This window comes from Microbacterium sp. HM-570, assembly GCF_054165885.1.
Window position 1 is genome coordinate 2,199,610 of the sequence record NZ_CM135111.1, and the last position, 17,787, is coordinate 2,217,396.

Here is a 17,787-nt window from a genome sequence, read left to right on the forward strand (position 1 = left end):
ATGACCGAGAACCAGCGCCGTTTCCCGTTCTTCCACGAGGTTCCCGCGCCAGAAGGCGCCGAGAACTGGCGATCGATGTATCCGTACTACCTCGTGCCCGGTCAGGAGCGCCGGGACGAGGAGGACTCCGGATTCTGGTTCGCCGACACGATGCACTGGTCGCGTGGGGTGCATCCGTTCGACAGCATCGGGGCCGAGGCGGTCTACCTCGGCGCAGGACAGAACAGCACGCGCATCTTCGTGCTGCCCACTGCTCTGGGCCTGGACGTGCGCGTCATGAACGGGTACGTGTACATCCGCCCGATCGCGGTGACCGACCCCGAGGAGATCGGCCGTCGCGCCGAGCTGTTCCAGGAGCGTGCCGGCTACTACTACGCCAACTGGGACGAGCTCTACGGCAAGTGGAAGACGAAGGTGTCCGACGCGGTCGAGCGGATGCGCACGATCTCCTTCCCGCCGCTCGGCGATCTCGACCCGATCGAGGTCGTCACCGAAGCGCGCGGTGTCTCGACGTCGTGGGACATCATCGCGAACTACCACCGCCTCATCGACGACTTCTTCGTCATCTGGCAGCATCACTTCGAGTTCCTCAACCTCGGGTACGGCGGGTACATCGTCTTCTTCCAGTTCTGCAAGCAGGCGTTCCCGCAGATCAGCGATCAGGAGATCGCGCGCATGGTCGCAGGTGTCGAGGTGCTGGCGTTCCGCCCCGACGACGAACTCCGTCGCCTCGCGACGCTTGCCGTCGAGCTGGAGCTGGTCGATGAGATCGCGGCCGCTCGTGACGCAGCCGAGACGTTCGCGGTGCTGGCCGAGAGCGAGAACGGACGGCAGTGGCTCGCAGAATACGAGACGTCGAAGGACCCCTGGTTCGACTACTTCGCCGAGTACGGCTTCACCAACGACCAGGAGACCTGGGTCTCCGACCCGAACATCCCGATGCAGGGCATCAGTCGCTACGCGCGGCGCATCGCCGAGGGCGACGACGTGAGACGCCCGATCGAGAGGCTTCGCAGCGAACGGGACGAGCTCGTCTCGGGCTACCGCGATCTGCTCACCGATGCGGAGAGTGCGCAGTTCGACGAGCTCCTCGGGCTGTCGCGCACGGTGTTCCCGTTCATCGAAGAGCACAACATCTACATCGAGCACTGGGCCCACTCGGTGTTCTGGGAGAAGGCGAAGGAGCTCGGCGACTTCCTCGTCGCGGCGGGCTTCACCGCGCAGCAGGATGACGTCTTCTACATCAATCGGTTCGAGCTCGATGAGGTTCTGGCCGACGTCGTGCAGTCCTGGGCCATCGGTGTTCCGCCCCGCGGCAAGGAGCGCTGGGCAGCGATCATCGAGGAGCGCCGCGGCATCGTGACGGCGCTGCAGGCGCAGGGTGCGCCGCCTGCGTATGGCATCCCGCCGGTAGAGGTCACCGACCCGTTCGCGGTGATGAACTACGGCGTCACGACCGAGCGTGTGCTCGACTGGCTGGGCGCCTCAGACGCCGACAGCAACGCACTCTCCGGCATTCCGGGCGGCCCGGGTGTCTACGAAGGCCCCGTGCGCATGCTCAAGACGGAGAAGGACGTCGCCACGATCCAGCCGGGTGAGGTGCTCGTCGCTGCCATCACCGCCCCGAGCTGGGCGGCCGCCTTCTCGGTTGCCGCAGCCGTCGTGACCGACATCGGCGGCATGATGAGTCACGCGTCGATCGTGTGCCGCGAGTACGGCATCCCCGCCGTGGTCGGCACCGGATTCGCGACCGCGCGGCTGAAGACCGGACAGCGCGTCCGCGTCGACGGCGACACCGGCGTCGTGACGATCCTGGAGGAGGAAGCACAATGACTTTCGATCCGCACAGCTTCACGTTCCGCTTCGAGGATGAAGGATGCTCCGATGCGCGCTTCGTCGGCGGAAAGGGCAGGGGCCTCGGTGAGATGACCGCCGCCGGCTATCCCGTCCCGCCCGGGTTCGCCGTGAGCGCCAACGCATACCGCCGCTTCCTCGATCAGGACAACCTGCGCCGAGACATCGCTGCGCAGCTTGAGGGGCTCGACCCGCGCGACTACGCGGCGATCGAGGGGGCCTCCGAACGCATCGACATCCTCATGGCGGCATCCCAGCTTCCTCGCGATGTCGCCGACAAGATCCGCGAGGGGTATGCAGAGCTCTGCGAGCTCACCGGCACGGACGACGTCTCGGTGGCGGTGCGCTCCAGCGGCACCGCTGAGGACTCGTCTGCCGACAGCTTCGCCGGTGAGTTCGAGACGTGGGTCGACATCCGCGGCATCGACGACGTGCTCACTCACGTGCACCGCTGCTACACCAGCGTGTACGCACCGAGGGTGCTTCGCTACGCCCTGGAGCGCGGGATCGATCTGTCGGTCATCGAGATGGCGGTCGTCATCCAGAAGACCGTCCGCGCGCGCACGGCAGGCGTCATGTTCACGCTGGACCCGATCAGTGGGGACCGCTCCCGCGTCGTGCTGGAAGCCAGCTGGGGCCTCGGTCTTTCGGTCGTAGGCGGCGAGGTCACCCCGGATCGCTTCACGGTCAACAAGGTGGGACTGGGTGTGCAGGCGCGGGTGCTCGGGGACAAGCGCGTCGAATATCGCCGCGGCGACTCATCGGTCGAGGTGCCGGAGGAGCGCCGCGACCAGCTGAGCCTGAGCGACGACGAGGTCGTCGCGCTCGCCGAACTCGGCAAGCGCCTCGAGAAGCGCAACGGCGGACCGCAGGACATCGAGTTCGCGGTCGATGAAGAGCTGCCGGCGGGGGCGAACCTCCTTCTGCTGCAGTGCCGGCCCGAGACGGTGTGGAGCGGGGTGGAGCGCGCACCCGCGTTCGACCCCAAGGAGAAGATGATGTCGTGGATCACCTCGAGCATCACTGTGCCCACGAAGGTGGAGAGCGGCAACGGGCACCGACATGGCTGACGTCCCCGATGTGCTGATCCCGGCCCCCGCGCTCCCGCGCGAGGGCTCCGAGACGGCGCGCTATCTTGAGTGGCTGGATGCCGAGCTCGGTCTGCGCTTCGAGAACTGGGATGCGCTGCACCGCTGGTCCATCGATCACCTCGAGGACTTCTGGCAGTCCATCTGGGACTGCTTCCAGGTGATCTCCCACTCGCCGGCGACCTCCGTGCTGGCTGAGCGGGTGATGCCGGGCGCGCGCTGGTTCGAGGGAGCGACCCTCAACTTCGCCGAGCACGCCCTGCGCGACCCCGCGGAAGCGTCTGACGACGAAGCGGTCGCGATTCATGCGTTCTCGCAGACTCGCGACGAGCTGACACTGACATTCGGTGAGCTGCGTCAGCGTGTCGCGCAGGCCCGCGCCGCACTCGAGGAACTGGGGGTGCGGGCGGGCGACCGCGTGGCCGCCTACCTGCCGAACATCCCGGAGGCCGTCATCGCCTACCTGGCCACGGCGAGCCTCGGCGCGATCTGGGCAGCGTGTGCACCCGAGTTCGGCGTCAAAGGGGTGCTGGACCGACTCGGCCAGATCGAGCCGACCGTGCTGTTCGTCGTCGACGGCTATCGGTACGGCACGAAGGACGTCGATCGTCGGGGCGACGTGCGCGACGTCCGCGCCGGCCTTCCGACCGTCGAACACGTCGTCAGTGTCCGCTACCTCGGCGCCGTCGTCGAGGACGCGACGTCCTGGAACGACTTCCTCGCACTGGGTGAGAGCACCGGGCGGCCGCTCGCCTTCGAACCGGTGCCGTTCGACCATCCGCTCTCGGTCCTCTTCACCTCGGGAACGACCGGGCTTCCCAAGCCCATCGTGCACGGGCACGGCGGCATCGTTCTCGAGCACCTCAAGAATCACGCTCTGCACTGGGATCTCGGCCCCGGTGACCGCCTCATGTGGTTCACGACGACGTCGTGGATGGTCTGGAACGCGGTCGTGTCGGCGCTGATGCTCCGGGCGGGCATCGTCCTCATCGACGGCAACCCGGTTGGCCCCGACAGCGATCTGCAGTGGAAGCTCATCGAGGCGTGGCGACCGACGGTGGTGGGTCTGAGCGCCGCCTTCCTGATGCACGAGATCCGCGAGGGGACCGAGCCCGCGAAGCAGTTCGACCTCACGAGCATCCGACAGCTCGGCATGGTGGGCAGCCCGCTCCCGACGTCCGCTTTCGAGTGGGTCCACGAGCAGTTCGGGGACAGTGTGCTGCTGAATGTCGGAAGCGGCGGCACCGATGTCTGTACCGGTCTCGTTCAGGGCGGACCATGGCAGCCGGTGTGGCGGGGTGAGATGGCCGGACCGAGCCTCGGTGTCGACGTTCGCGCTTTCGACGAGTCGGGTCGCGCCGTGGTGGGCGAACTGGGCGAGCTCGTCGTGCTGACTCCGATGCCGTCGATGCCGGTGAAGTTCTGGGGCGATGACGACGGCAGTCGCTATCGCGCGGCGTACTTCGACGTATACCGCGGTGTCTGGCGTCATGGGGACTGGATCCGCTTCAGCGACGCAGACAGTTGCGTCATCACCGGGCGTAGCGATGCCACGCTCAATCGTGGCGGCGTGCGGTTGGGGACGGCGGACTTCTATGGGATCGTCGACACGTTTCCCGAGGTGGGTGACAGCTTGGTCGTCCACCTGGACGATGCTCACGGCGGAAACGGGGAGCTGCTCCTGTTCGTGGTGTCGAGCGACGGCAGTCCGATCGAAGCGGAGCTCGTCGAACGCCTGCGATCGGCCATTCGAACGCAGCTCTCGCCACGCCACGTCCCAGACAGCGTGGTGCCAGTTGCGGCGCTTCCGCACACGCGCACCGGCAAGAAGCTCGAAGTGCCGGTCAAGCGGATCCTGCTGGGTCAGGCCCTGAGCGATGCCGTCGACCCGGATGCCGTGGACGATGCGGGAGCATTGCAGCAGTTCGTCGACCTGGCGGCTGTTCGATGAGCGCTGCTGCCCCGGAGATCCGGGTGGATGACCTTGTCGCCATCGACATGCACGTGCATGTCGAGGCAGACGGACACGGACATTTCGCTCTCGACCAGGAGCTGCTCGACGCCTCGGCGGCGTACTTCCGCAGCGGCGCGGATCGCACCCCGACGATCGATCGCATCGCAGCCCTCTACCGTGACCTGCGGATGGCGGCAGTGGTCTTCACGGTCGATGCGAGCAGCACACTCGGGCAGCCGGCACTCAGCAGCGTGGAGCTCGCCGAGGCATGTCGCGAGAACGCGGACGTACTCATCCCCTTCGGCTCGGTCGATCCGAACAACGGTGTTGACGCCGTGGCGCATGCCAGGGTGTTGATCGAGGATCACGGAGTGCGCGGTTTCAAGTTTCATCCGAGCCTGCAGGGCTTCGATCCCTCGGACCGAAAACACTGGCCGCTCTACGACCTGCTTGCACAGCACGGCATGATCGCGCTCTTCCACACCGGACAGACCGGAATCGGCGCCGGCCTCCCTGGAGGTCGCGGCATCCGCTTGAGGCTCTCGGAGCCGATGCTGATCGACGACGTCGCCGCGGATTTTCCCTCTCTTCGGATCATTCTCGCGCACCCGGCGGTCCCGTGGGTCGACCAGTCGATCGCCATGGCCACCCACAAGGCGAACGTCTTCATCGATCTGTCCGGCTGGTCGCCCAAGTACTTCCCGCCTCAGCTCGTGCGCCAGGCTGGGACAATTCTTAAGCACAAAGTGCTGTTCGGGTCGGACTATCCACTGATCACTCCGGAGCGATGGATGTCGGATTTCGCGACTCTTGAAATCCCCGATGGGGCGCGACACCTCATCATGAAGGGAAACGCGGCGGGGCTCCTCGGCCTGCGCAGCGAGGTCGGATCATGACCGCGGTCGGCGCGTCGCCTGTGGAGTCGGTGGACCGCGCGCTCGTGCTGCTCACCGCCCTGCGCGACGGGGAGGTCTTGAGCGTCACGGATGCCGCGGCGAAGCTCGGCGTCGCGCCGTCGACGGCTCATCGGCTGCTGGCGTCCCTCGTGCATCGTGACTTCGCCGTCCAGGATCGAGACAGGCGGTATCGCCGGGGTCCCGCGCTGCTCGCTCCGCGGTCGGAACCTTTGACGCTCAGCTCAGTGCGCTCGCTCGCGCATCCTGTTCTCGAGCAGCTGCATGATCGGCTGGGTGAGACCGTGCAGATCATGGTGCGGCACGGGCAGAACATCCGATTCCTCGACGGCATCGAGTGCGAGCTGCCGTTGCGGGTCGGGGTGCGGGTCGGCGACGAGATGCCGGCGCATTGTTCGGCAGGCGGCAAGGCGATCCTGGCCGCGATGTCCATGGCAGATCTCGACCGTCTCTACGCGCGCGGGTTGCCGGACTGGCCGACTGCTCGCTATCGAGACCTGCCTGCGCTCAAGCGCCACCTCACCCGGGTGCGTCGTCAGGGGTACGGCGTCAACGTCGAGGAGACCGAGCAGGGCGTCAGCGGAGTGGGCGTCGCCGTGCACGACCGACTCGACCGCCCGATCGCTGCGTTCACGGTCGCTGTTCCCTCCTCGCGATTCGCGCGAGATCAGATCGACGAGATGCGTGACGCTCTCATAGGTGCGGCCGACGACTTCCGTGCCCAGCTCGAGGAAGGGGACTGAGCTGGCTCTTGGCGAGGTGCGAAGCACAACACGAGTGGCCAGCCATCATTTCAAGGCCCTCGACGAACTAGTTCAGGGCCGTCGACGAACTCGGGATCGACATGTCGGCTACTGGGCTCGATGCGCTCGAGTTGTTGGCGCACCAAAGGATAGGTTCACCGCAGTTCAGGAGGCCGTCTAAGCACTGGTCGGCAAGAAACAGGCTTACGAGGCTTTCGCGGGCGGAGTTCCGGACGGTCTCCCTCTTGTCCCGGGTAAACCCGTGGGAAAGAAGGTGTCGCACCCGGGCCCGCTGGGCACACTCCCGAAATGTCGAGATCCCCGAAATCACGGGCGAGGACGGTCTGCACATCCTCGAAATGTGTCTGCGTTTGAGTTCAAATCCCACCGTCACCGCCACCGTGGAAGCCCTGCGAACCCTTGGAAACACTGGGATCGCGGGGCTTCTCTCATTATCGAGTAGTGCCCGTGAGAAAAATTTGAGAAAAACCGTCCAGAGGCCTGACCTTTGGGTTCGCGTTGGCTGCAGTATCGGAGGGGGTACGAGTTGGTAGACATGGCCATTGATCCCCGATCGATACCAGTCACCCTCATTGGGGGCGTCCTCGCCATTTCGCTCGGGATCTTCGGCTTCCTCCTGCGGAAGCAATTTCGCGACATGACGATCTGGTGGGAACGAAAGATTCTGGGTGACAAGGCCGCAGATAGCCTAGGCAGACTTCAGACCCCGTTCTGGGTCGGCCTTGCTGCACTCACTGGTGTAGCCTTCGGACTCTTGATGGTCGGTCGCTCGGTCGTCGGGCTCATCCAATTGTCGAGCACAGGGTAACGCTCGTAGATGAGTTGATTCACCCGGGTGTCCTGATTCGCGTTTCCTCCGAACTGCCTGGCGGACCCATCTGCGTGGCGGTACTGTCCGAGCGGACCGTTGTCGAAGCTTCCCCGGTGCCGTTCACTGAGAGGGTGCCGCGCTCGCGATGGGTCACGCAGACGCCCGGCACTACTGTTGCTCATTGATGGCGTGCGGCTTTTGACGAGAACCAACCGAGTTCTCGGCCGCACACCACCAATGAGGTGTCATTGTGCATTGAACGATCCCCGCACCGTGTTTGCGGAGTTCTTCGGCTATCGATATTGCATCGTCTGCGCATTCCGGAGCGCTTGTGCCGTCGCGTCGTCGAGATCAATACGCACAACTTCTATCTTGAGATCGACGAGAGCCTGAGTGAGCCTAGCTTTCGGTCGTCGAAGGTACGACTCGACCTGCTCATCGGCGGCCGCGAGGCGTCGGCGTCCGCGGGGTCGACTCACGTGTGCAGGCGGCCGTCGTCTGGTATCCACCCACCGATCTCACCGCGATGCGGCAACCGCGGTCACATGGATCGGCGATCGGTCACGATCAGCTCGACTCCCCGGAAACGACGCTCATCGGCACCTCCGTGACCGCGGATTCGTTGGCCGCGGAGCGGGCGAGTCCCATCGCGCACGTGTCATCCGCGGCGGCCCCGACTCTCATCCACGGTGATGCGGACACCATCGTCTCCGTCGAGCAGAGCGTGGCTCTACAAGAAGCGATGGCGAGAGTGGGGGCGACGAGCACACTCACGCGTTGTCGGTGCCGACCACTGCTTTGTCGGCGTCGACCCGATACCCGACATCGCGCACACCGCGCGCGCTCTCGCCGAGCAGCTGAGACCTCACTAGGTGTCACTCCCGAGGCGAGTGCGGTCCCGTCGACTCCCGGATCTTCAGCGCGACGGGCACCGGTGGAGGCGAGACCGCCTCGGCCCCGTCGACCATGTCGAGGAGCAGCTTGACCGCGGCCTTCCCCATCTCGCGTGCGGGCTGGCGGACCGTGGTGAGGCCGGGGGTCAGGAGGGAGGCGAACGGGAGGTCGTCGAACCCGACGACCGAGACATCCTCGGGCACCCTCAGTCCGGCTCGGCGACAGTACGAGAGCGCGCCGATCGCCATCAGGTCATTGGCGCAGATCAGCGCTGTGGGGCGCTCGCTCGCGGGGCGGTCGAGCGCCTCCGCAGCCAGCAGCTCACCCGACGACATCTGGTAGTCGCCGGTGAGTACCGGTACAGCGTCGGGATCCAGGCCGGCAGCGGCGATTGCCTCGCGGTACCCCGAGAGGCGCTGCTCCGCCGTCCACAGCTCGACCGGGCCCCCGAGGATGGCGAGCCGCTCGTGCCCGAGCGAGGTGACGTGGGCCGCGATCTCTCGTGCGCCCCGACGGTTCTGGGAGACCACGCAGGGCAGCCCGAAGCCGGAGAGCTTCTCGTCGACGAGCACGACGGGGCCGACCCGGGTCAGCTCGACCAGGGCCTCCATCCGCGTCTCCGCCCCGGAAAGGTAGATGAGGCCATCGAGACGCTGACTGCGCAACAGGCGGCTGTTCCACGACTCGGAGACTCCTGTCGCCTCTGGCGTGCAGAACACCACCAGGACGTCCTTCTCGGACGCGGCCTGCTCCACTCCCTCGGCGATCATCGCGAAATATTGGTTCACCAGGTCCGGGACGACGAGTCCGACTGTGGCGACGCTGCGACGCTTGAGGTTGCGCGCCGATTCGTTCGGCAGATAGCCCAGCGCGCGCACGGCCTCCAATACCCGGGCGCGTCGGTCGGCGGCCACGGGGCCGCTGTCGTTGAGCACGTAGCTCACCGTGCTGAGCGCCACTCCCGCGCGCTCGGCGACATCCTTCATCGTGGGTCTGGGCGTCGGCATTGCTCCCTCACCTCACCATCGATGTCGGCAAGTCGTGCGCGCACACGTCGTGTCGCCCCACAGTACTCGATTACACGCTCCACGCCCGGTGGCCAGCCCGCCCCGTTCGAAACATGCCGTTCACACGACGGATTCCTCGTTGATACATGGGGAGTGTAGAAAGGTTTCTACCACCCCGAGCAATCATCCGTTACCGCGAATCAGCGGTCAAGCTTGGCTGCTCAGTCTCAAAGATAGAACCGATAATAGTTCCCTTGCGCCGCGCACCATGCGAGAGGACTCAACTGACAGGAAGGGCTGAGCAATGTCCTTGGGCGAGCAGTTCGACAACATCATCATCAACACCGACAACTACAAGCACAGCCACTATCCTCTTTACCCGCCGGGAACCGAGTACGTCTCCTCGTACATCGAGTCCCGCGGCGGCGAGTACCCCGTGACGATGTTCGTCGGCCTCCAGGCCTTCATCCGCGACTACCTCATGCGCCCCGTGACGCTGGAGGACGTGGATGCCGCGGAATACCTCATGCGTGAGCAGGGGATGCACTTCAACCGCGAGAACTGGCTCGGCATCATCAACGACCATGGCGGCTATCTGCCGGTCGAGATCGAGGCCGTCGCCGAGGGTACGGTCATGCCGACCCGCAACGTCCTCGTGCAGCTCATCAATACCGACCCGAAGTACTACTGGGCCACCAGCTTCTTCGAGACGGCCTTGCTGCGCGCCGTCTGGTACCCGACGTCGATCGGCACAATCAGCTGGCTGTCGAAGCAGGTCATCCGCACGGCCCTCGAGCGCACTTCCGACAACGGACACCTCCTGCGCCACATGCTCCACGACTATGGGGCACGCGGCGTCAGCTCCCAGCAGTCCGCTGCCCTCGGCGGCATGGCGCATCTGGTCAACTTCAACCAGAGCGACACGACACCCGGCATCCTGGCCGCGAAGCGCTGGTACAACGCCGTCGCCCCGTCCAACTCCGGCCCGAACTCAGAGCACGCTGGATTCACCGCTTGGGGTCGCGATCACGAGGTCGACGCCATCCGCAACATGCTGGAGACCTATCACGATCACGGGTTCGCGCTGGTCCTCACCGACACCTACGACCACGAGAACTGCGTCAAGAACATCCTCGGGGGTGAGCTGAAGGAGTTGGTGCAGAACTTCCCCGGCCTGGTCGGGGCGCGCCCCGACTCCGGAGACGTCGTGCAGGTGACGGCCGACACGACCGAATGGCTGATGGAGTCCTTCGGCTACGAGATCAACAGCAAGGGTTTCAAGCTGCTCCCGCCGTTCATCCGGGTCGTCCAGGGCGACGGCGTCACCGCGGAGAGCCTTCGCGACGTGTACATCGAGCTCGAGCGCCGTGGTCTGGCCGCGGACAACGCGATCTTCGGCATGGGCGGCGGTCTGCTCCAGCACGTCAACCGCGACACGATGAACTTCGGCCAGAAGGCCAACGCCGTGTGCGTCAACGGCGAGTGGCGCAACATCTCGAAGTCCCCGAGCGGCGCCGGCTTCAAGGTGTCGAAGGCCGGCCGACTGGCCCTGATCGTGGAGGACGGCGTCTACAAGACGGTCCCGAGGGACTCGGTCGCGCCGGAGGACAACCTCCTCCAACCCGTCTTCCGCAACGGGAAGCTGCTGAAGAAGTGGGACTTCTCCGAGCTGATCGCCGCGAGCGAGGCGCCCGTGCCCGAGGAGTGGTACGCGAGCTGGATCGCTCCGATGCTGGAAGCCGCACCCGCCGAGGAGCAGGCCGCAGCCTGAACCCACGCATGCCCGGGGCATTCAGCATCCGTCCCGGGCATGCGCGGCGTCCAACGTCGCAGGGGCCGCCGGCGGCCGCGCATGCTAGCGGCCATCGTCCGGACGCGGACGAGTACGAACACAACTGAGGAGCGCACGATGGCAATGAAATTCTGGGTGACGGCACCATTCTTCTATCCGGACATGTCCCGGCCCTGGTCCGAGGTCCTGGACGGCATGATCAGGATCGTCGACGCCGCCGAGCGGCTCGGCTTCGAGGGGATCACGATCAATGAGAACCAGTTCCAGAACTACGTGACCAACCCCTCGGCGATGATGTTCGCCGCGGTGGCGGCCAGTCGGACCAAGCGGCTCCGGATCGTCCCGGGCGTGGTCGTCCTGCCCGCCTACAACCCGCTCCTGGTCGCCTCAGAGATGAGTCTTCTGGACCATCTCGCACCGGGCCGGATCGGCATCGGCGTCGCCCGCGGTGGAAGCCGGTTCCAGCTCGATCGCCTCGGGGTCAAGCCCGAGAACCAGCGCGCGATGTACGACGAAGGGCTCGAGATCATCCGCCGCCTCTTCGCCGAAGACGACGTGTCGTTCGACGGCCAGTTCTATTCGTTCCCCCCGACGACCCTCGTGCCGAAGCCCGCTACGAAGCCGCACCCCGAGATCTGGGTCGCCTCACAGAGCACTGACGGGGTCCGCAAGGTCGCCCAGCAGGGGCTGAACCTGATCACGGCCCCCAACTACGGCAACTTCGAGCCGTACGGCGACCTCGAGGTGCTCATTGAGAGCTACAACGACGAGATCGTCAAGACCGGCAACCCCCGCGGCGAGGTCATGGTGCTGCGCCACACATGGGTCGGTCGCACCGAGGAGGAGGCCCTGGAGTACTTCGACGACGTCTTGAGCGAGTACAACTACTACATGGCCCTGGTGAAGGGCCCCGGCACGGTCGACACGCGCGAGGACCGTCTCGCCACCCGCGACGTGGGCGAGAGCCGTGACTACGTGCACGGCGGGCAGATGCGCCCCGAGCAGCACTCCTTCTCGAAGGAGGGTCTGCTGGAGAAGTACGCCGACCCCGTGCTCACCACGCCCGACCGCATGATCGAGCGGTTCAAGTCCTACGAGCGGCTGGGCGTGGACCATCTGGCGTGCCTGATCGCCGTGGGCATGCCCATCGATGCGGTCATCAAGAACATGGAGCTGATGGCGGCCGAGGTCCTGCCGGCGTTCGCCGACTAGCGCCCGCACAGTCGCAGCCCGGAAACCCGCAGGACCGCAGAGGAGTTGAGCACGGTGATCTACGAAGTGCGCGAGTACGTCCCGGTGCCGGGTCGGATGGGAGACGTCGTGGACATGTTCCGCTCGGTCGTCATCCCGTTGTTCCGCCGGCACGAGATGGACATCACACAGGTGGGGTTCACCACGATCGGCGATCACTCGTTCAACGAGCTCGTCTACACGATGCGGTTCGCCGATCTCGCCGAGCTCGAGCGCAAGTGGGGCGCATTCCTCACCGATCCCCACTGGGTGTCGGCTCTGACGGCCCGCGAGGAGAGCGGTCCGCTCTACCAGGCCATCCGCCGCCGCATCGTCGACTCCGCGCCCTTCGACGAGGTGCTGTCGGCACCGCACGACCCAGAGCAGTCCCGCAGCGGAGCAGCCGGAGGAACGAGGATCCCATGACGACCGACAGAGCGGTGTCGCCCATCGCGCACCCGAGGAAGTTCTTCATCGACGGCGAGTGGGTCGTCCCGTCGACCGACCACACGATCGACGTCGTCGAGGCGGCGACCGAGGAGCTGTACTTCACCGTCGCCGCGGCCGAAGCGGCGGATGTCTCGCGGGCGATCGGTGCGGCGCGCCGGGCGTTCGATGAAGGACCGTGGCCGCGGATGTCGCCCGCCCGTCGCGGGGGCTACCTCCGTGCGATCGCCCAAGCCCTGTCCGAGCGCATCGACGACGTCGTCCAGCTGTGGCCCCGGGAGTCCGGCGTCATCGCCCGGATCGTGCCGGCCGCCATGGAGGAGGTCCCGGCGGCGTTCCGCTACTACGCCGATCTCGCCGAGCGGTATCCGTTCGAGCAGGAGATGCCCACGAGCTCCGGCGAAGGGTTCGGGATGATCGTCGGCGAGCCCGTCGGCGTCGTCGGAGCGATCATCCCGTGGAACACGCCGATGCACCTGATCGCCTACAAGCTCGCCCCCGCGCTGCTCGCGGGCTGCACGGTCGTCATCAAGGCGTCGCCGGAGGCGCCGGGCGCGGCCTACGTCATCGCGGAGATCGCCGAACTGGTGGGCCTCCCTCCGGGGGTCGTGAACGTCGTGACGGCCGACAGGGATGCCTCCGAGGCCCTGGTGACGGATCATCGCGTGGACAAGATCACGTTCACCGGCTCGACGGAGGTCGGCAAGAGGATCGCCGGAATCCTCGCCGAGCGCATCGGGCGGTTCACGCTCGAACTCGGCGGCAAGTCGGCGGCCGTCATCCTGGAGGACATGGACATCGACGAGGCGGCGGACACCCTTACGGGCGGCGCTTGCTTCCTGTCGGGGCAGATCTGCGCGTCGCTGACTCGCATCATCGTCCCCCGCCACCGGCACGACGCACTCCTCGAGGCCCTCGCCGACCGATTCGCCCGGGTGGAGATGGGCAACCCGTTCGATCCGGGGGTGCAGATGGGCCCCCTGGCCTCCCAGCGCCAGCGCGCGCGTGTGGAGTCCTACGTGCGGATCGGCGAAGACGAGGGGGCGACCCTCGCATTCGGCGGCCGCCGACCGAAGGATCTCGACCGCGGTTGGTTCATCCAGCCGACGGTCTTCGGCAACGTCGACAACGCGTCGCGGATCGCGCGCGAGGAGATCTTCGGGCCCGTGCTCTCGGTCATCGCGGCTTCCGACGAGGACGATGCGATCCGACTCGCGAACGACTCGCCCTTCGGCCTGAACGCCGCGGTGTTCACCCACGACGCGGCCCGAGCTCGCGAGGTCGCGAGGCGGCTGCGTGCGGGGACGGTCGGGCAGAACGGAAATCGGGCGGACTTCGGGATCGGCTTCGGCGGGTTCAAGCAGTCGGGCATCGGTCGCGAGGGCGGCGTCGCGGGGCTGCTCCCCTACCTGGAGAACAAGACGCTCGTGCTCGACGGGGATCCGCGGGCCGCGGCATCCGCAGCGGGGACAGCCACGTGAGCACCGCCAACCCACCCGCCGACGCGCGGCACCTCCACGTCTTCGACATGGACGGCACACTCCTGCGCAGCTCCGCCACCATCGAGCTCGCCCGCCAGATGGGCCGCCTCGAGACGGGGCTGGAGATCGAGGGGCTGTGGCGCGAGGGGATGATCTCGGACACCGACTTCTGGCTGTGCCTCCTCGAGATCTGCGCGAACGCGACCGCCGCCGACCTCGAGGCCGCGTTCGAGAACGCGCCGTGGATGGACGGGATCGCCGGAGTCTTCGCGGACATCCGCTCCCGCGGGGAGGCGGTGATCGTGATCTCGCAGTCACCGACGTTCTTCGTGCGCGGCCTCGAGCGCTGGGGCGCCCACGAGACCTACGGCTCGGCGGTCGAGGTGGGAACTGCACTGTCGAGCTCGGCCACGCTGCTCGCCGAGACGAAGGTGACCATCACCGAGTCGGCGCTCGCGGGTCGCGGGTTGAGCGCCGACGACTGCGTCGTGTACGGGGACTCCTCCAGCGACGTGTGGCTCTTCAAAACGTACTCGCAATCGGTCGCGGTCAATCCCACGCCTGCCCTGGCCGCACTGGCGGCGTCCAGCTACATCGGGAGCGACATCCGCGAGGCGTACGCGCTGGGTCGTGGCCTCCTCGACGCATCAACCAGAAGGCAATTGGCGCAAGGGAGTACAAGCTGATGAGTGTCAACAGATCGCCGCTGAAGGTCTTGTTCGTGGGTGAGTCGTGGATCAAGCACACCATCCACATGAAGGGCTTCGACCAGTTCCACTCGACCGAGTACGAGGAGGGCGCCGGCTACTTCCTCGGCTGCCTGGCGGACGCCGGCGTCGACGTCACCTACGTGCGCGGACACGAGGTCAGCCTGCGGTTCCCCCGCACGACGGAGGAGCTCGACGAGTTCGACGTCGTCGTCATCTCGGACATCGGCTCCAACTCCTTCCTGCTGCCCGACGAGACCTTCCTGCGCTCGGAGAGGTCGCCGAACCGGCTCGGCCTCGTGGCGGACTTCGTCCGTCGCGGCGGCGGCCTGGTCATGATCGGGGGCTACCTCTCCTTCACGGGGATCGACGGCAAAGGCCGATACGGCATGAGCCCGCTCGCGGATCCGTTGCCGGTGTCGATGCTTCCGTACGACGATCGCGTCGAGCGCTCGGAGGGGGTCACGGTCGAGGTGTGCGAGCCCGAACATCCTGTGCTCGGCGGCACGCCGTCCGAATGGCCGCACCTGCTCGGCTACAACAAGCTCATCGCCAAGCCGGATGCCACGGTCGTGGCCCGCGTGGGCAAGGACCCGCTGCTGGTCGTCGGGGAGTACGGTCAGGGCAGGACGGCCGCGTTCGCCTCCGATCTCGCCCCGCACTGGGCGCCCCAGGAGTTCCTGGACTGGCCGCACTACGCCGGGATGTGGACGGCCATGCTGTCGTGGACCGCGCAGGCGCACGTGGAGCGGACATACGCCGAACTGGTGTCGAGAGCGTGAGACGGGTTCCGGAAGAGAGAGCAAGGACGTGACAGATCTCGATCGACGGCCTCTCCCCGGCGGGACCGGCGGGAGGCTGCTGGTGATCGGGGCGTTGAACGTCGACATGGTCGTCCCCGTGCCCCGGCTCCCGGCACCGGGTGAGACGGTCGTGGGCGTCGACCTCCAGCGTCATGGCGGGGGCAAGGGCGGCAACTCGGCCGTCGCCGCGGTGCGGTCGGGAGCCAACGTCCGCTACGTCGGCGCCGTCGGCGATGACGAGCTCGGAGCGGCAGCGCTGGCCGAGCTGCGCGCGGAGGGAATCGACGTCGCGGACGTCGTCGTCAAGGCCGGATCCGCCACCGGGGTCGCCCTGATCGTCGTGGACTCGTCGGGCGAGAACCAGATCGCCGTCGCCCCGGGCGCCAATGCGGCGGTCACTGCGGACGACGTGACCGCCGCGATGGAGCGCGCGACCGGGTGGCCCGGATGCGTCCTCGTCAGCACCGAGATCCCGGCGTCCGCGGTCGCCGCCGCGGTCGAGGAGGCGACCGCACGCGGATGGGTGTGCGTGCTCAACCCCGCCCCCGTCCATCCCGGAGTCCGCGACCTGCTCGCCCACTCGCCGATCATCACGCCGAACCAGGGCGAGCTGCGCGATGTCTACCGGCTCCTCGGCGAGCCCGGCAACCCGCCGGTGGCGGCGATGGCCGCCGCCGTGGCATCCGTCACCCGCGCGTCGGTGATCGTCACCCTGGGTGCCGAGGGAATGCTCCTGTGCCGCGCCGACGGGGTCACCACCCGCATCCCAGCCGGAAGGGCCCGTCGAGTGGTCGACACCACCGGCGCCGGCGACACCTTCAACGGCGTGTTCGCCGCGAGCCTGGCTGCGGGGGACGACGTCGAGAGCGCGGCCCGTCGCGGTGCCGCGGCCGCGGCGCTGTCGGTCGAGTTCGCCGGAGCGCGCGCGAGCATGCCGAGCGCGCGCGCGAGCATGCCGAGCGCGCGCGCGTCGGACCGCGACACCGGGTCTGGCCAACGAGACGAGGGGAACTCATGATCGCGCGGCCCCGAGTGGTGCCGGAGAAGCGCCTCATGCTGTTCTCCGGCCGCTCCAACGCGCCGCTGGCGGGGGCGATCGCCGAGCTCCTCGAGATCGAACTCGGCCGGGTGACGCTGAAGACGTTCTCCAACGGAGAGGTGTACAGCCGCTTCGACGAGTCGATCCGCGGGGCGGATGTCTTCATCGTGCAGCCGATGTGCGCGAACCCCGAGACCGGCATCAACTCCAACGACTCCCTCCTCGAGCTGCTCGTGATGGTGGACGCCGCCGTCGGAGCGAGCGCGCGTCGCGTGATCGCCGTGACCCCCTGGTACGGATACTCGCGTCAGGACAAGAAGTCGGCGCCGCGCGAGCCGATCTCGGCGCGCATGGTGGCGCGCGCGCTCGAGGCGACGGGCGTCGACCGTGTACTGACGATGGACCTGCACGCCGGGCAGCTGCAGGGCTTCTTCGGCATCCCGGTCGACCACATGACCGCCATCGGCATCCTCGGCGAGTACTTCGCCGGCTTCGACGACGACCTCGTGATCGTCGCTCCCGACGCTGGCCGGGTCAAGCTCAACAAGCAGTTCGCCACGCAGATCGGCGCCGGTCTCGCCATCCTCGACAAGGAGCGACCCCAGCAGCAGGTCGCCGAGATCAACGCCGTCATCGGCGACGTCCGCGGAAAGACCGCCATCGTGATCGACGACATCATCGACACCGCCGGCACGCTGTGCGCGGCGGGGGAGGCGCTCATGCGCGCCGGCGCGCGCCGTGTGCTCGCCGGGGCAACCCACGGCATCTTCAGCGGGCCGGCGTTCGAGCGGCTCGCAGCGTCGCCGTTCGAGCGGATCGTCGTGACGGACACGATCCCGCTCGGTCCCGGGGCACCTGCCAAGATCGAGGTCCTCACCTGCGCGCCGCTGCTCGCGGACTCGATCAGCAGGATCTTCACGGACGACTCCGTGAGCGCCGTCTTCGGCGGCAAGAACCACACGTTCTGAAGGGAGCGGTCATGTCGGATGCAGCGATCGTGCG

General features: G+C 66.9%; 14 protein-coding genes and 1 pseudogene. 14 read left to right on the top strand and 1 reads right to left on the bottom strand.

Translation table 11 applies throughout. The features are described 5' to 3' along the window. The 6 genes and pseudogenes from ACT9TC_RS10470 to ACT9TC_RS10495 all read left to right on the top strand — a co-directional run. Entirely contained in the window at window positions 1-1,833 is a 1,833-nt protein-coding gene (locus tag ACT9TC_RS10470) for a PEP-utilizing enzyme (protein WP_458040454.1), read from the top strand. After that, the gene (locus ACT9TC_RS10475; protein WP_458040455.1) at window positions 1,830-2,924 is read left to right on the top strand and encodes a PEP/pyruvate-binding domain-containing protein; all 1,095 of its coding nucleotides are present in this window, start codon (window positions 1,830-1,832) and stop codon (window positions 2,922-2,924) included. The genes ACT9TC_RS10470 and ACT9TC_RS10475 overlap by 4 nt, the downstream gene beginning before the upstream one ends. Beyond that, entirely contained in the window at window positions 2,917-4,893 is a 1,977-nt protein-coding gene (locus ACT9TC_RS10480) for an acetoacetate--CoA ligase (protein WP_458040456.1), read from the top strand. Before ACT9TC_RS10475 ends, ACT9TC_RS10480 begins: the two co-directional genes overlap by 8 nt. Further along, window positions 4,890-5,792, top strand: a complete 903-nt coding sequence (locus ACT9TC_RS10485; RefSeq protein WP_458040457.1) for an amidohydrolase family protein — start codon at window positions 4,890-4,892, stop codon at window positions 5,790-5,792. Before ACT9TC_RS10480 ends, ACT9TC_RS10485 begins: the two co-directional genes overlap by 4 nt. Continuing rightward, complete coding sequence (locus tag ACT9TC_RS10490) at window positions 5,789-6,553, top strand: IclR family transcriptional regulator (RefSeq protein ID WP_458040458.1); 765 nt, start codon at window positions 5,789-5,791, stop codon at window positions 6,551-6,553. The genes ACT9TC_RS10485 and ACT9TC_RS10490 overlap by 4 nt, the downstream gene beginning before the upstream one ends. A gap of 1,313 nt (window positions 6,554-7,866) precedes the next feature. Beyond that, window positions 7,867-8,115, top strand: a pseudogene (locus ACT9TC_RS10495) (alpha/beta hydrolase); the annotation flags it as partial. 145 nt (window positions 8,116-8,260) lie between these two features. On the opposite strand, the gene ACT9TC_RS10500 reads toward ACT9TC_RS10495, so the two are convergent. Beyond that, a complete protein-coding gene (locus tag ACT9TC_RS10500; protein ID WP_458040459.1) occupies window positions 8,261-9,286 on the bottom strand; it encodes a LacI family DNA-binding transcriptional regulator in 1,026 nt (341 codons plus the stop codon). A gap of 304 nt (window positions 9,287-9,590) precedes the next feature. On the opposite strand from ACT9TC_RS10500, the gene ACT9TC_RS10505 reads away from it, so the two are divergent. The 8 genes from ACT9TC_RS10505 (at window position 9,591) to ACT9TC_RS10540 (ending at window position 17,753) form a co-directional block, all read left to right on the top strand. Further along, window positions 9,591-11,057, top strand: a complete 1,467-nt coding sequence (locus ACT9TC_RS10505) for a nicotinate phosphoribosyltransferase (protein ID WP_458040460.1) — start codon at window positions 9,591-9,593, stop codon at window positions 11,055-11,057. 138 nt (window positions 11,058-11,195) lie between these two features. Next, window positions 11,196-12,290 (top strand): LLM class flavin-dependent oxidoreductase, encoded by a 1,095-nt coding sequence (locus tag ACT9TC_RS10510; protein ID WP_458040461.1) that lies wholly within the window; start codon window positions 11,196-11,198, stop codon window positions 12,288-12,290. A gap of 54 nt (window positions 12,291-12,344) precedes the next feature. Continuing rightward, window positions 12,345-12,734 carry an NIPSNAP family protein gene (locus ACT9TC_RS10515; RefSeq protein WP_458040462.1) on the top strand — a complete coding sequence of 130 codons (390 nt, stop codon included), beginning with the start codon at window positions 12,345-12,347 and terminating at the stop codon, window positions 12,732-12,734. Continuing rightward, window positions 12,731-14,236: an aldehyde dehydrogenase gene (locus ACT9TC_RS10520; RefSeq protein ID WP_458040463.1), complete on the top strand. Its 1,506-nt coding sequence runs from the start codon at window positions 12,731-12,733 to the stop codon at window positions 14,234-14,236. The genes ACT9TC_RS10515 and ACT9TC_RS10520 overlap by 4 nt, the downstream gene beginning before the upstream one ends. Further along, entirely contained in the window at window positions 14,233-14,922 is a 690-nt protein-coding gene (locus ACT9TC_RS10525) for an HAD family hydrolase (RefSeq protein ID WP_458040464.1), read from the top strand. Before ACT9TC_RS10520 ends, ACT9TC_RS10525 begins: the two co-directional genes overlap by 4 nt. Beyond that, a complete protein-coding gene (locus ACT9TC_RS10530) occupies window positions 14,922-15,725 on the top strand; it encodes a glutamine amidotransferase (RefSeq protein ID WP_458040465.1) in 804 nt (267 codons plus the stop codon). The genes ACT9TC_RS10525 and ACT9TC_RS10530 overlap by 1 nt, the downstream gene beginning before the upstream one ends. A gap of 28 nt (window positions 15,726-15,753) precedes the next feature. Continuing rightward, window positions 15,754-16,764, top strand: a complete 1,011-nt coding sequence (locus tag ACT9TC_RS10535) for a ribokinase (protein ID WP_458040466.1) — start codon at window positions 15,754-15,756, stop codon at window positions 16,762-16,764. After that, window positions 16,761-17,753, top strand: coding sequence for a ribose-phosphate diphosphokinase (locus ACT9TC_RS10540; RefSeq protein ID WP_458040467.1), 993 nt, complete (start codon window positions 16,761-16,763; stop codon window positions 17,751-17,753). The genes ACT9TC_RS10535 and ACT9TC_RS10540 overlap by 4 nt, the downstream gene beginning before the upstream one ends. The last annotated feature ends 34 nt before the right edge of the window (window positions 17,754-17,787 follow it).